14 protein-coding genes are annotated in these 13,475 nt (G+C 70.5%); 7 read left to right on the top strand and 7 right to left on the bottom strand.

What is annotated here, in order from left to right; all coding sequences use genetic code 11:
• Positions 1 to 91: 91 nt before the first annotated feature.
• Positions 92 to 709 carry a hypothetical protein gene (locus ACWDSL_RS46855; protein ID WP_450495029.1) on the bottom strand — a complete coding sequence of 206 codons (618 nt, stop codon included), beginning with the start codon at positions 707 to 709 and terminating at the stop codon, positions 92 to 94.
• On the bottom strand, positions 696 to 1,523 hold the full coding sequence (locus ACWDSL_RS46860) for an alpha/beta hydrolase (protein WP_450495031.1): 828 nt from the start codon (positions 1,521 to 1,523) through the stop codon (positions 696 to 698). Before ACWDSL_RS46860 ends, ACWDSL_RS46855 begins: the two co-directional genes overlap by 14 nt.
• Positions 1,524 to 1,698: 175 nt before the next feature.
• On the opposite strand from ACWDSL_RS46860, the gene ACWDSL_RS46865 reads away from it, so the two are divergent.
• From ACWDSL_RS46865 to ACWDSL_RS46880, 4 genes are all read left to right on the top strand, one after another.
• Positions 1,699 to 2,442 (top strand): lysophospholipid acyltransferase family protein, encoded by a 744-nt coding sequence (locus tag ACWDSL_RS46865; protein ID WP_450495033.1) that lies wholly within the window; start codon positions 1,699 to 1,701, stop codon positions 2,440 to 2,442.
• A gap of 61 nt (positions 2,443 to 2,503) precedes the next feature.
• Complete coding sequence (gene macS, locus ACWDSL_RS46870) at positions 2,504 to 3,721, top strand: MacS family sensor histidine kinase (protein WP_450495047.1); 1,218 nt, start codon at positions 2,504 to 2,506, stop codon at positions 3,719 to 3,721.
• Positions 3,718 to 4,446, top strand: a complete 729-nt coding sequence (locus tag ACWDSL_RS46875; RefSeq protein WP_450495035.1) for a response regulator — start codon at positions 3,718 to 3,720, stop codon at positions 4,444 to 4,446. The genes macS and ACWDSL_RS46875 overlap by 4 nt, the downstream gene beginning before the upstream one ends.
• Positions 4,447 to 4,630: 184 nt before the next feature.
• Positions 4,631 to 5,659 carry a 6-phosphofructokinase gene (locus ACWDSL_RS46880; protein ID WP_450495036.1) on the top strand — a complete coding sequence of 343 codons (1,029 nt, stop codon included), beginning with the start codon at positions 4,631 to 4,633 and terminating at the stop codon, positions 5,657 to 5,659.
• A gap of 45 nt (positions 5,660 to 5,704) precedes the next feature.
• Here ACWDSL_RS46880 and ACWDSL_RS46885 read toward each other — a convergent pair whose 3' ends face one another.
• Positions 5,705 to 7,678 carry an anthranilate synthase family protein gene (locus tag ACWDSL_RS46885; RefSeq protein WP_450495037.1) on the bottom strand — a complete coding sequence of 658 codons (1,974 nt, stop codon included), beginning with the start codon at positions 7,676 to 7,678 and terminating at the stop codon, positions 5,705 to 5,707.
• A 271-nt stretch (positions 7,679 to 7,949) separates the two neighbouring features.
• On the opposite strand from ACWDSL_RS46885, the gene ACWDSL_RS46890 reads away from it, so the two are divergent.
• Positions 7,950 to 9,299 carry a class II 3-deoxy-7-phosphoheptulonate synthase gene (locus ACWDSL_RS46890; RefSeq protein WP_450495038.1) on the top strand — a complete coding sequence of 450 codons (1,350 nt, stop codon included), beginning with the start codon at positions 7,950 to 7,952 and terminating at the stop codon, positions 9,297 to 9,299.
• Positions 9,300 to 9,456: 157 nt separating this feature from the next.
• A complete protein-coding gene (locus ACWDSL_RS46895) occupies positions 9,457 to 9,708 on the top strand; it encodes a (2Fe-2S)-binding protein (protein WP_450495039.1) in 252 nt (83 codons plus the stop codon).
• Positions 9,709 to 9,730: 22 nt separating this feature from the next.
• Here ACWDSL_RS46895 and bfr read toward each other — a convergent pair whose 3' ends face one another.
• Positions 9,731 to 10,210, bottom strand: coding sequence for a bacterioferritin (gene bfr, locus ACWDSL_RS46900; RefSeq protein ID WP_450495040.1), 480 nt, complete (start codon positions 10,208 to 10,210; stop codon positions 9,731 to 9,733).
• 157 nt (positions 10,211 to 10,367) lie between these two features.
• Here bfr and ACWDSL_RS46905 point away from each other — a divergent pair, with 157 nt between their 5' ends.
• Positions 10,368 to 10,991 carry a sulfite oxidase-like oxidoreductase gene (locus ACWDSL_RS46905; RefSeq protein ID WP_450495041.1) on the top strand — a complete coding sequence of 208 codons (624 nt, stop codon included), beginning with the start codon at positions 10,368 to 10,370 and terminating at the stop codon, positions 10,989 to 10,991.
• An 18-nt stretch (positions 10,992 to 11,009) separates the two neighbouring features.
• On the opposite strand, the gene ACWDSL_RS46910 is transcribed toward ACWDSL_RS46905, so the two are convergent.
• From ACWDSL_RS46910 to ACWDSL_RS46920, 3 genes are all read right to left on the bottom strand, one after another.
• Positions 11,010 to 11,552, bottom strand: a complete 543-nt coding sequence (locus ACWDSL_RS46910; protein WP_450495042.1) for a DUF4396 domain-containing protein — start codon at positions 11,550 to 11,552, stop codon at positions 11,010 to 11,012.
• Positions 11,553 to 11,664: 112 nt separating this feature from the next.
• Positions 11,665 to 12,546, bottom strand: a complete 882-nt coding sequence (locus tag ACWDSL_RS46915) for a deoxyribonuclease IV (RefSeq protein ID WP_450495044.1) — start codon at positions 12,544 to 12,546, stop codon at positions 11,665 to 11,667.
• A 91-nt stretch (positions 12,547 to 12,637) separates the two neighbouring features.
• The coding region (locus ACWDSL_RS46920; RefSeq protein WP_450495046.1) for a PASTA domain-containing protein at positions 12,638 to 13,475 on the bottom strand (838 nt) is incomplete at its 5' end.

Here is a 13,475-nt window from a genome sequence, read left to right on the forward strand (position 1 = left end):
GCCTGTTATTTTGGGGTGTGTATGAGACAGCGACACGCCGTAACGTCGGCGTGTCGCTGTCCCATACTCACCGCAAATCAGGGTCGCGCGGTCAGACGACCGCGCCGCGGCCCGGGTCCTCGTCCTCTTCCTCGTCGTCGTCCTTCATCCGCAGCACCAGTGTGGTGAAGCCGCCCAGGAAGCCGCCCACCGCGAGCGTGGTGATCCACCAGGTCAGCTCCACCCGGAACAGCACCACACCGAGCAGCAGCAGCGGGCCGCCCAGGACGCCCAGCCAGGCGAAGCGGCTGGTGGTGTCGGACTCGGGGAGCGGGGGCGGCTCGGGCGGGACGAAGTGGCCCTCGTCGGTCTCGTCGAAGTCGTCCTCGGACGGCTCGGCGGGCTCCCAGTCGCGCGGGCCGACGCCCGGCGCGTACACGATGAAGCTGCCCAGGGGCTTGTCGGGCTTGGCCACGTCCACCGGACCTGCCCCCGCCGCCGGGCTGTCCTTGCCGCGCCCTTCGTCCCCGTCGTCCGTATCCGCTGAGTCTGTCGCGTCGTCCTCGCCGCCCGCGCGCTGCGCGTCGGCGGGGAGATCTTCGGCCTCGGGCCACGGTGCCGGGCCCTCCGGGTCCCGGGTCTCCTTGTCGTACGCCGCGACGATCTCGGCGAACGCGGCGTCGTCATCCCGTGCGCCTGCCTCGTTCTCGTTCGGCTCACGCTCCGCCACTGGCCGCCGCCCCCTTCCCAAGTCGCGTATCCGTCCCTGGGACAACATCCCCGCTGTCCTGATCGATACCCCGCGCCAGCCTGCTGATGAACGCATGGGTCTCGGCGAAGACGAGCTCCGCGTCGTGGTCCAGCGTCGCCACGTGGTAGCTGCGCTCCAGCACCAGCTCGGTGACGTCCGAGGAGGAGACCCGGCTCAGGATGCGCGCCGAGTCGACCGGCGGCACCACATGGTCCTGCGCGCTGTGCATCAGCAGCAGCGGCTGGGTCACCCGCGGCAGTTCGGCGTCCACTTCCTGGAGCAGCCGGCGCAGCTGGTACGCGCCGTTCAGCGGCACCCGGTCGTAGCCCGACTCCGGGGTGCCCGGCTTCGCGATATCGCTCACGATGCCCTTGACGGAGGGGACCAGATGACGCAGCAGCGGCAGCGCCGGGGCCGCCCGGTCGTGCATCTTGTGGGCCGGGTTGACCAGGGCGATCCCGCTGACCCGCGCCCCGTGCCGGGCGGCCAGCCGCAGGGCGAGCGCGCCGCCCATCGAAAGACCGCAGACGAACACCTGACGGCACCGCTCGGCGAGCCCGCGCAGCTCCCGGTCCAGCTCGGCGTACCAGTCCTCCCGGCTGGTGATCGCGAGCTCCTGCCAGCGGGTGCCGTGGCCGGGCAGCAGCGGCAGCGAGACCGTCAGGCCCTGCCGCGCAAGGTGCTCGGCCCAGGGGCGGACCGATTGGGGCGAGCCGGTGAAGCCATGACAGACGAGGACGCCGATCTCTCCGCCGTCATGGCGGAACGGCTGGGCCCCGGGGAGGAGCGGCACCGCGGATCTCCGTTCGGTGTAACGGGCAGTCGGTGTAACGGGCAGTCGCATAACGGGGCCGGGCGGCCCGGGATCTCAGCGTACGCGGCGCGCCGCACAGGGGGTAGGCACGTTAAGGTCTCCTCGTCGGGTACAGGTCGGATACAGGCGAGGTCCTCGGTTGTTCTACGGCGCCATGAAGCTGTCGGTCGGCGGAGCGTTGAAGCTTGCCTTCCGGCCCTGGGTGGAGGGACTGGAAAACGTCCCCGCCGAGGGGCCGGCCATTCTCGCCAGCAACCATCTGTCGTTCTCCGACTCCTTCTTCCTCCCCGCGATGCTCGACCGCAAGGTCACCTTCATCGCCAAGCAGGAGTACTTCACCACCCCGGGCGTGAAGGGCAAGCTGACCGCCGCGTTCTTCAAGGGCGTCGGGCAGCTGCCGGTGGACCGCTCCGGCGGGCGCGGTGCGAGCGAGGCCGCGATCAAGAGCGGTATCGAGGTGCTGGAGCGCGGTGAGCTGTTCGGCATCTACCCGGAGGGCACGCGCTCGCCGGACGGGCGGCTTTACCGCGGTAAACCGGGCGGTCTGGCGCGGGTGGCGCTGGCGACCGGCGCCCCGGTGCTCCCGGTCGCGATGATCGACACCGAGAAGATCCAGCCACCGGGCAAGGTCATGCCCAAGCTGATGCGGCCGGGCATCCGGATCGGCAAGCCGCTGGACTTCAGCCGCTACCACGGCATGGACAACGACCGCTTCATCCTGCGCTCGGTGACCGACGAGGTCATGTACGAGATCATGAAGCTGTCCGGGCAGGAGTACGTCGACATCTACGCGACCGTCGCCAAGCGGCAGATCGCGGACGCCGAGGCGGCCCGTAAGCGCGACGACAAGTCCGGGGACCAGGGCGGGGATCAGGGCGGGGACAAGGCCGGCGCGTAACCGCGTCCGGCACGGGGGTGGGGAAGTGGCGCAGCGTCCCAAGGGCGAGCGTGTCGTGCGCATGTCGGTGGAGCAGCCCCTGTGGCGGGCGCTGACCGCCTACCGGGTGCTCACGCTGCTGTACGCGCTCACCCTCTACGCGTACGCCTACGACAACTACGACCACCCGCTCGGCGCGGGCGCCTATATGGCCGTGCTGACCGTATGGACCGCGCTCACCGTCCACATGGTCTCCTCGGCCGAGCGGTGCACCCTGCGCTTCCTGGCCGGTGATCTGACCGTCGCGGTGGTCGGCATCCTGCTCACCCCGCTCGTCGACACCCACGACCGCATCGCCGAAGGCACGCCCACCCTGCCGTCGATATGGACGGCCGGGGCCGTGCTCGGCTTCGCGATCAAGGGCGGCTGGCGGTGGGCCGCCTGGGCCTCCACCGTCGTCTGCGCGGCCAACATCATCGAGCGCGGCGGATTCGCCCAGGACGCCGTCCATATGCTCATGCTGGTGTGGGTGGCGAGCGTGGCGATCGGCTATGTGGTCGAGGTGGCCCGCGCCAGCGAGCGCACCCTGGCCCGTGCGCTGCGGATCGAGGCGGCCACGCGCGAACGGGAGCGGCTGGCCCGCGATATCCACGACAGCGTGCTGCAGGTCCTCGCCATGGTGCAGCGGCGGGGCGCCGCGATCGGCGGGGAGGCGGCCGAGCTGGGACAGATGGCGGGGGAACAGGAGATCGCGCTGCGCACGCTGATCTCCACCGGCCCGGCGACCGGGCCGGTGGCCGCCACGGCCGGCGCTGTGGAGTCGGTGGAGCCGGCCGGGGCCGTACTTCTGAAGGTGGCGGCCGACGCACCCACCGCAGAGGGGGCGGCCGAGGGGGAACAGTCCGATCTGCTGGCCCTGTTGGCCCGGCACGCCGGATCCCGCGTCACCCTCTCCGGGCCCGGCACCGCCGTGCCGCTCCCCGTCGAGGCCGCCGCCGAGCTCGCGGCCGCTGTCGGTGCCGCCCTGGACAATGTACGGGTGCACGCGGGGGAGGACGCGCACGCCTGGATCCTGGTCGAGGACGAGCCGGACGTGGTCACGGTGACCGTCCGCGACGACGGGCCCGGCATCCCCGAGGGGCGGCTGGCCGACGCCGAGCGCGAGGGGCGGCTCGGTGTGGCGCTGTCCATCCGGGGGCGCCTGCGCGATCTGGGCGGCAGCGCCGAGTGGATCTCGGCCCCCGGGCAGGGCGCCGAGGTTGAGTTGAGCGTTCCGCGACAGGGGGAGACCGGACGATGACCGGGCGGCAGGACGGCGGACAGGGCGGCACACCGGCCGGCGGGGGCGAGGAGCGGCCCGTGACCGTGATGGTGGTCGACGACCACCCGATGTGGCGCGACGCCGTCGCCCGCGATCTGGCCGAGGCCGGGTTCGCGGTGGTGGCCACGGCGGGGGACGGCCCCCAGGCCGTGCGCCGCGCCAAGGCCGTGAACCCCGACGTCATGGTGCTCGACCTCAACCTCCCAGGGCTGCCCGGGGTCGAGGTCTGCAAGCAGCTCGTGGGCGGCGAGTCGGGCCCGCCAGGACCCCGCGTACTCGTCCTGTCGGCGAGCGGGGAGCATGCGGACGTCCTGGAGGCGGTGAAGTCCGGCGCGACCGGCTATCTGCTCAAATCGGCCAGTACGGAGGATCTGCTGGACGCGGTGCGCCGGACGGCCGCCGGGGAGCCGGTGTTCACCCCGGGCCTCGCGGGCCTGGTGCTCGGCGAGTACCGCCGACTGGCGACCGACCCCGCCCCCGCCGCGCCCGACCGCCCCGTCGCCCCCCGGCTGACCGGGCGGGAGAAGGAGGTGCTGCGGCTGGTGGCCAAGGGGCTGTCGTACAAGCAGATCGCCGAGCGGCTGGTCATCTCGCATCGCACGGTGCAGAACCACGTCCAGAACACCCTCGGCAAGCTGCAGTTGCACAACCGCGTCGAGCTGGTGCGATACGCGATCGAGCGCGGCCTGGACACCGGCGCCTGACCCTCGTCCACCGGTGCCTGACGCGTCATCAGCAGGGCGCCGCTCGTTCGAGTGAAGTTGGCCGTCAACTGCCCCTGCGCACAGGGGATTCACTTCCCGCCCTATCCCGTGTGACCTGGATCACCGTTAGCGTGGCTTCCCGTATCGGGCCATTCACGCGTTTTCATGGGAGAAGGGAAAAACGATGCGGGTCGGAGTGCTGACCGGTGGCGGTGACTGCCCCGGGCTCAACGCGGTCATCCGCGCCGTCGTCCGCAAGGGCGTGCAGGGATACGGCTACGACTTCGTCGGCTTCCGGGACGGCTGGCGCGGTCCACTCGAGGGCGACACCGTGACCCTCGACATCCAGGCCGTGCGCGGCATCCTGCCGCGCGGCGGCACGATTCTCGGGTCCTCCCGCACCAACCCCCTCAAGAGCCAGGACGGCATCCGCCGGGTCAAGGAGAACCTCGCCAAGGAGGAAGTGGACGCGCTCGTCGCGATCGGCGGCGAGGACACGCTCGGCGTGGCCGCGCGGCTGTCCAGCGAGTACGGGATCCGCTGCGTCGGCGTCCCCAAGACCATCGACAACGACCTGTCCGCCACCGACTACACCTTCGGCTTCGACACCGCCGTCAACATCGCCACCGAGGCCATCGACCGCCTCCACACCACGGCCGAATCGCATATGCGCGTCCTCGTCGTGGAGGTGATGGGCCGTCACGCGGGCTGGATCGCCCTCCACTCCGGGCTGGCCGGCGGCGCCAACGTCATCCTCATCCCCGAGCAGCGCTTCGACGTGGACCAGATCTGCGCCTGGGTCGAGTCCCGCTTCAAGATCCGTTACGCCCCGATCGTCGTCGTCGCGGAGGGCGCCATGCCCACGGGCGGCGACGCGGTGCTCAAGGACGGGTCGCTCGACTCCTTCGGCCATGTCCGGCTCTCCGGTATCGGCGAGTGGCTGGCCAAGGAGATCGAGAAGCGCACCGGCAAGGAGGCCCGTACCACCGTCCTCGGCCACGTCCAGCGCGGCGGCACCCCCAGCGCCTTCGACCGCTGGCTCGCCACCCGCTTCGGGCTGCACGCCATCGACGCCGTCCGGGACGAGGACTACGGCAAGATGGTCGCACTCCGCGGCACCGACATCGTCCGCGTCCCCCTCACGGAGGCCACCGCACGGCTGAAGACCGTGGACCTCTCCCTGTACGCCGAGGCCGAGGTTTTCTTCGGCTGAAGTACCTCGGCCGCCCGGGGCTGCGTCCCGGGCGGTCGAGGGCCGTCAGACCAGGACGGCCGCCAGGAGCTCGGCGACAATCGTCGCGCCATTGAGCGTCAGCACGGACTCGGGGTGGAACTGCACGCCCGCGAAGTTCGGGCCGCGCAGGGCGTGTACCTCCCCGGTCGCCGGGTCGTGGCCGACCTCCACCCCGTGCATCGCGAGCTCGGCCGCGGTCGACTCGTCGCACCGGGCGGTGAAGGTGTTGTAGAAGCCGACGGTCTCCTCGCGTCCGAAGAAGCCGATCCGCTCCTGCGCGCCCTGGAACGGCACGTCCTTCCGTACGACCTCAAGACCCAGCTCGGCCGCCAGCAGTTCGTGCCCCAGGCACACGCCCAGCAGCCCGTGCCGGTGCCCGCGCACCAGGGCCGCCGTCAGCTCGCGCAGGAACCGCATCTTCGGGTCGGTCATGTCCGACGGGTCGCCAGGCCCCGGGCCGAGCACCACCGGCCCGTCATGGGCCAGCGCCGCCTCCCGTACCCCCGGCTCGTCGAACCGCCGCACGGTCACCGTCAGCCCGGTGGTCCGCAGCAGATGGGCCAGCATCGCGGTGAAGGTGTCCTCGCCGTCGACCACCAGAGCGTGCCCGGTCGGCGTCGAGGGCACGGTCTCGGGCGTGTGCATCCGCAGCCAGAACGGGGCCAGGTCGGCCCGCCGGGCGTCCAGCGCCGCCTGTACCCGGGGGTCGTCCGCCAGGCGGGGGAGCGCGGGGCTGTCCTCCCGCCCCGCAAGGGCCGCCGGGCGCACGCCGAGGGCGGTGAGCACCCCGGCCGCCTTGGCGTGGGTCTCGGCGACCTCGCTGCGCGGGTCGGAGTGGCGTACGAGCGTCGCCCCGACCGGCACCCGCAGCGCGCCGGCGCCGTCGATGTCGGCGGTGCGGATCAGGATCGGCGAGTCCAGGGTCTGCGCGCCGCCGGCGTCCCGCCCGATGAGCGCGAGCGCCCCCGCGTAGTAGCCGCGCCCCGCGCCGTCCGGCCCGGCTGGCTCGTACCGCTCGATCACCCGGCAGGCGTTCTGCACCGGAGAGCCGGTCACCGTCGCCGCGAACATGGTCTCGCGCAGCACGTCCCGGACGTCGAGGGAGGAGCGGCCGCGCAGCTCGTACTCGGTGTGCGCGAGGTGTGCCATCTCCTTGAGGCGGGGGCCGACCACCACGCCGCCGATGTCGCCGACGGTGCACATCATCTTCAGCTCCTCGTCCACGACCATGGACAGCTCCTCCACCTCCTTGCGGTCGTGCAGAAACTCCAGCAGCCCGTCCAGCCGGGCCCCGTCCCGGGGATAGCGGTACGTCCCGCTGATCGGGTTCATCACGACCGTCCCGCCGGACATCCGCACATGCACCTCGGGGCTGGCGCCCACCAGCGTCCGGCCGTCCGCCAGCCGGACGACATACGTCCAGTACGCGCCGCGCTCCCCGGCCAGCAGCCGGCGGAACAGCGCGAGCGCGTCGGCGCGGTCGAAGCCGGGGATCTCGCCGCGGAACGTCCGGCGGATCACGAAGTTCGCGCCCTCGCCGGTCCCGATCTCGTCCTCGACGACCCGCTCGACGATCGCCGCGTAGTCGTCGTCGGTCACGTCGAAGGCCCCGCCCTCGACCCGCACCTGGTGCGCGGGCAGCGCGTCGAGCACCTCGCCGAGCGGCAGCTCGTACGTCTCCTCGGGCCGCAGCACGGCCAGCGGCGTCCCGTCGTCGCGTACGTCGAACCCGCGCTCGCGGATCTGCCGGAACGGCACCAGCGCCAGCGCGTCGCGCACGGGCGCGCCGGTGGCCGGCGCCCCGGTCGGCAGCGGGATGTCGGTCAGCCGCGCCATCTCGGTGACCGGGCCGAGCAGCACCTCGACGGTGTCGGGGGCGTGGCCGGGCGTACGGCGGTGCAGCAGGGCGAAGGGCGGGCAGTCGGCGGCCAGCAGCCGCCGGACGATCGCGTGGGGGTCGTGGTCGTGCGGGTCGCTGTGCGTGGCGGGGGTTCCCATGACGGGGGTTCCTTCCGGGAGGGAGGAACGACCCGCGGATACGCCGAAGGCCGCCCCTCGGGCGGCCTTCGCGATGTCGGTGAGTACGCGCGATCAGTGGGCCGCCGGATGAGCGGTCCACCACCAGGTCATGGTCGGTTGCGCGAACATGGCCCGGACCCTACCGCATCTCTCCGTGTGCGCGATGGTGCGGGAGGGGCGCGGGGTGGCAGGTGTCTCATTAGGTGGGCAGGGGGCTGGACGGCTCGGCGGACCCCGTAACCTTGCTGGCGTGACCCTGAACGCTGAATCCCACACCGGTGGCCACACCTGGAAGTCCCTTCCCGCGGCGCAGCAGCCCGACTGGCCGGACCAAGCGGTTCTGCGCGAGGTGATCGCCGAGCTCGAGTCCTATCCGCCACTCGTCTTCGCGGGCGAGTGCGACCAGCTGCGCGACCGCCTGGGTGCGGTGGCCCGGGGTGAAGCGTTCCTGCTGCAGGGCGGCGACTGCGCCGAGGCGTTCGACGCCATCGGCGCGGACCAGATCCGCAACAAGCTGAAGACGTTGCTGCAGATGGGCGCCGTGCTGACCTACGCCGGGCAGGTCCCGGTCGTGAAGGTCGGGCGCATCGCCGGCCAGTACAGCAAGCCGCGCTCCAAGCCGACCGAGACCCGCGACGGGGTGACCCTGCCGACCTACCGGGGCGACTCGGTCAACGGCTTCGAGTTCACCGAGAAGGCCCGGATCCCGGACCCGCAGCGGCTCAAGCGGATGTACCAGGCCTCGGCCTCGACGCTGAACCTCGTGCGCGCCTTCACCACCGGCGGTTACGCGGACCTGCGCCAGGTGCACGCCTGGAACCAGGACTTCGTGAAGTCGTCCCCCGCGGGGCAGCGCTACGAGGCGCTGGCGCGCGAGATCGACCGGGCGCTGAACTTCATGAACGCCTGCGGGGTGGACCCGGAGGAGTTCAAGACCGTCGAGTTCTACTCCTCGCACGAGGCCCTGATCCTGGACTACGAGTCGGCGTTGACGCGTACGGACTCCCGTACGGGAAAGCTGTACGACGTGTCGGGCCACATGGTGTGGATCGGCGAGCGCACCCGCCAGCTGGACGGGGCGCATGTCGAGTTCGCCGCGCGGATCAGCAACCCCGTCGGCGTGAAGCTCGGCCCGACGACGACGCCCGAAGAGGCGCTGTCGCTGATCGACCGGATCGACCCGAACCGCGAGCCCGGCCGGCTCACCTTCATCACCCGGATGGGCGCGGACAAGGTCCGCGACAAGCTGCCCGACCTGGTGGAGAAGGTCACGGCCTCCGGCGCCCAGGTGGCCTGGATCTGCGACCCGATGCACGGCAACACCTTCGAGGCGGCGTCCGGGCACAAGACCCGGCGCTTCGACGATGTGCTGGACGAGGTCAAGGGCTTCTTCGAGGTCCACAAGGGGCTCGGCACCCACCCGGGCGGTATCCACATGGAGCTGACCGGCGACGATGTCACCGAGTGCGTGGGCGGCGGCGACGAGATCTTCGTCGACGATCTGCACCAGCGCTACGAGACGGCCTGCGACCCGCGGCTCAACCGCAGCCAGTCGCTGGACCTGGCGTTCCTGGTCGCGGAGATGTACCGGGACCAGTGACGTACGGGGACCGGTGACGTACGGAGACCGGTGACATACCGGGACTGAACGGTGCGATGGGGCGCGGATCACACGATCTGCGCCCCATCGGCGTTGTCGGCCCTCGGGAGGGGAAGGTAAGGTAAGGGTTACCTCACTGATCGATCTGGAGAGCCGCGTGTACGTCTGCTCATGCTTCGGCATCACCGAGAAGCAGGTGCGCGAGCATGCCGATTCCGGTGCCTGCACCCCCCGCCAGATCGCGGGCGCCTGCAAGGCCGGTACGGACTGCGGCTCCTGCGTACGGCGCATCCAGTCGCTGCTCGGCCGCGGGGCGTGCCCGCGGCGCGAGTCCCTGGACACCCTCGGCCCGGCCGATGTGCCCGCCGTCGCGACGGGGTCCGAGCCCCAGGTGGCGGAAGCCGCGTAAACGCTCCGGATCGGCTCTCCGGTCAGCTGTCCGGCTGCTCGATCTGCTGGGCGATGTAAAGCGCCTCGCCGAGCTTGTCGATCAGCTGGAGCTGGGTGTCGAGATAGTCGATGTGGTGTTCTTCGTCGGCGAGGATGTCCTCGAAGATATTGGCCGAGGTGATGTCGCCCTTGGTCCGCATGACCTCGATACCGCGCTTGAGGCGGTCGATGGCCTCGATTTCCACCTGCCGGTCCGCCTGGAACATCTCGGTGACCGTCTGGCCCACGCGGACATGGAACAGCCGCTGATAATTGGGCAGCCCGTCCAGGAGAAGGATCCGATCGGTGATCGTCTCCGCGTGCTTCATCTCGTCGAACGATTCCGACCGGGTGTATGTCGCGAGCTTCGTCCAGCCGAAGTTGTCCTGCATCTTCGAATGCAGGAAGTACTGATTGATCGCGGTCAGCTCACCGGTCAGCTGTTCGTTGAGAAACTCGAGGACCTCGGGGTCGCCCTGCATCGAAGGGGCTCCTTCCAATCCGAACGGGATGGCGGGTTGTGCGCATCGTCGCACCGCCCCGTCGAGAGCGTCCAGTAAGTGCACGCTTAGTACGAGTTGCCCGGATAGCTGCGGCCCTGGTCACGACCACCCTCAAAGGTCTGACACCATGGAGTCCATGGGTCAGTCGGAAAGCCGCGAGGGGGAGCCCGGACAGCTGCCCCCGGGGCAGCGGCTGCAGCGCGGTTGGCCGGTTACGCACTATGGGCCGGTCCCCAAGTTCAAGCCGGACCGCTGGGAGTTCCGGGTCTTCGGTGCCACCGCCGACGGGGAAAAGCACGTCTGGACGCACGACGAGTTCTCGGCGCTGCCGTACTCCACCGTCGTGGCCGATCTGCACTGCGTGACGAAATTCAGCATGCTGGGCGCGGAATGGGGCGGCGTGGCGGCGCGTCGGATCGTGGAACTCGCGCCGCCCGCTCCCGAGGTCACGCATGTGATGGTGTGGGCGGAGTACGGCTTCAGCTCGAATCTGCGGCTCGCGGATTTCGCCGCCGAGAAGACCATCTTCGCCACGCACAAGGACGGCGAGCTGCTGACGGCCGAGCACGGATTTCCGGTCCGGCTGATCGTCCCCCATCTCTATGCCTGGAAGGGGCCCAAATGGGTCCGAGGTGTGGAGTACATGACCGCCGACCGCCGTGGCTTCTGGGAAGAACGCGGCTATCACAACATCGGCGACCCGTGGGAGGAGCAGCGCTACTCCTACCAGGAGCATCCGGGGGACGGCCCGGAGCTGTAGCAGTGCCTCATTGAAGCGTCAGTGGTACTGGTGCACCACGGCGTGGCCCTTGCCGCGGCCGATCATCCACCGGTTGACCGGGGTGGTCACGGCGAAGGCGACCACGAAGGACAGTGCGAGGCTGACCCAGAACAGCGCGTCGGCCAGCGTCGCGTCCATCGCCCCCGGGAAGACCAGGATGGTCGCGTTGTCGGCGAGCTCCATCACGAGGATCGAGACGGTGTCCGCGGCGAGCGCGACCCGGAGGGCCGTACGCAGGTCGAGACCGGCGCGCAGCACGCCGCGCATGGTGAGCGAATAGCCGAAGAAGAAGGCGAGCACGATCGCCAGGATCATGGTCGGGGCGTTGTGCCAGCCGAGCGCGGTGCCGATGGCCATGCCCAGGATCTCGCCGATGGCGCAGCCGGTGAGGCAGTGCAGCGTGGCCTGGGCGGCCATGGCCCAGCTCGCCGGGGCGTGCCCGGTGTGCCCGGCATGTGCGGCGTGGCCGGTGTGACCTGTGTGGTCGGTGTCGTTGTGCTGGTGGTGCTCATGTCCGGCGTGGACGTCGTGCTGCTCCATCGGGGCTCTCCGGTGGGTGATGGTGTTCCTGCCGTCGTTTCCTTCGGTGAACCAGATACCCCACTGGGGTATTCCCGATGCCTTCCCGATGCCTTCCTGATGCCTGTCGGCGTCAGCCGTCGCGGAGCTCCTTGAGCCGCGCCACATCCGTCGCATGCCCCTCCTTGCCGCCCGGAGTCTCGATCACCAGCGGCACCCCCTTCGTCGCCGGATGCCGGAACAGCTCCCGGAACGGATCGGCGCCGATATGGCCCGTGCCGATGTTCTCGTGGCGGTCCTTATGGGCCCCGACGACGTCCTTGGAGTCATTGGCATGGATCAGTTTCAGCCGCCCTTTGCCCGTGACCGCGACCAGCTCGTCGAGCGTCTTCTTCATCCCGCCCGGGGCCGCCAGATCGTGACCGGCGGCGAAGACATGGCAGGTGTCGAGGCAGACGCCCAGCTTGGGGTGGCGGTCCAGCGCGTCGAAGTACGGGCCCAGGTCCTCGACCAGCGAACACAGCGAGGAGCCCTGGCCGGCCGTCGGCTCCAGCAGCAGAGAGGGGCCGTCGTCGTGGGTGAGCTCGTCGAGCAGCGGCAGGACGCGCTCCCGCACCTGGGCGATCGCTTTCGGCCGCGGCCGGCCGCCGGTGGCGGAGCCCGTGTGGACGACGACCCCCAGCGCACCGATGGCGCGGCCCCGCCGCAGTGAGTGGCGCAGCGAGTCGACCGACCGCTCGGCCGTCTCGGCGCTGTGCGAGCCGAAGTTGATCAAGTAGGGGGCGTGGACGTACGCCTTGATCGACTCGTCGGCACACGCCGCGCGGAACTTCTCGTCCTGCGCCGCCACACCGTTCGGGGTGGCCCAGCCGCGCGGATTGGCGACGAAGACCTGGACGGTCTCGGCGCCGATGTCGCGGGCGTACGGCAGGCCGATGGTGGCCAGGCCGCCGGCCACGCGGATATGGCCGCCGACCGGATTGCGGGCGCGGGCGCGGTTCTTGGACGTACTCACGAGGCCAGGGTGCCAGTACGGGCCCGGCGGACGTGCGCCGGGCCCGGGGGCCCGGGGGACATCCCCTCAAGGCCCGCTCGGAAGACGCCCTTTAGAAGACGCCCTTGAACTTGATCGTGATGGAGCTGCCCTTGGGTGCCTCGTCCCCGCCCTCCACCGACTGGTCGGTGACCGTGTCGCCGGGGAACAGCAGCGGCTTGTCCACGTCGACCTCGAAGCCCGCCGCCTCCAGGGTCTGCTTGGCGTCGTCCTCGGACAGGCCCGTGACGTCCGGCACCTCGATCATCTCCTGGCCCTTGGACAGGGTCAGCGTCACCTTGTCGCCCTTGGCGCCCACAGCGCCATTGCCCGAGACCGGGGACTGGTCCGCGACCGAGCCCTTGTCCTCGTCGGAGAAGACCCGCTCCGACGCGATCTCCACGGTGAATCCCGCCTCGGTCAGCTCGTCCCGGGCGTCGTCCTCGGACTCGCCGATCACATCGGGGATCTCGATCTTGGGGCCCCTGCTGACCTCGATCCCCACGCGGGTGTTCGGCCGGCGGGTGGTGCCGGCCTTCGGGTCGGTGCTGAGCACCACGCCCTGCGGCGTCTCGTCGCTGAAGGTCTCGGTCACCTCGCCGACGGACAGATTCGCGTCCGAGATCTGCTGCTCCGCCTCCTTGCGCGGCATGCCCACGACATTGGGGACCTGTGTGCGCGGCGGCCCGTCGGAGACGTGGATCGTCACCGTGCCGGTGTTGCGGATCTGCTTACCGCCGCCCGGGTCGGTCTTGATGACCTCGCCCTTGTCCACGACATCACTGAACTCCCGGGTGATCTTCACCTCGAGCCCGGCGCGCCGGCTCAGATCGCCCAGCAGCGAGTCGGCCAGCCGTCCGGCGTCGGACGGATCCGCGTCGGAGAGCGCCCCGCGCACCCGCAGCAGACCG

It is taken from the genome of Streptomyces sp. NPDC000941, from assembly GCF_053599555.1.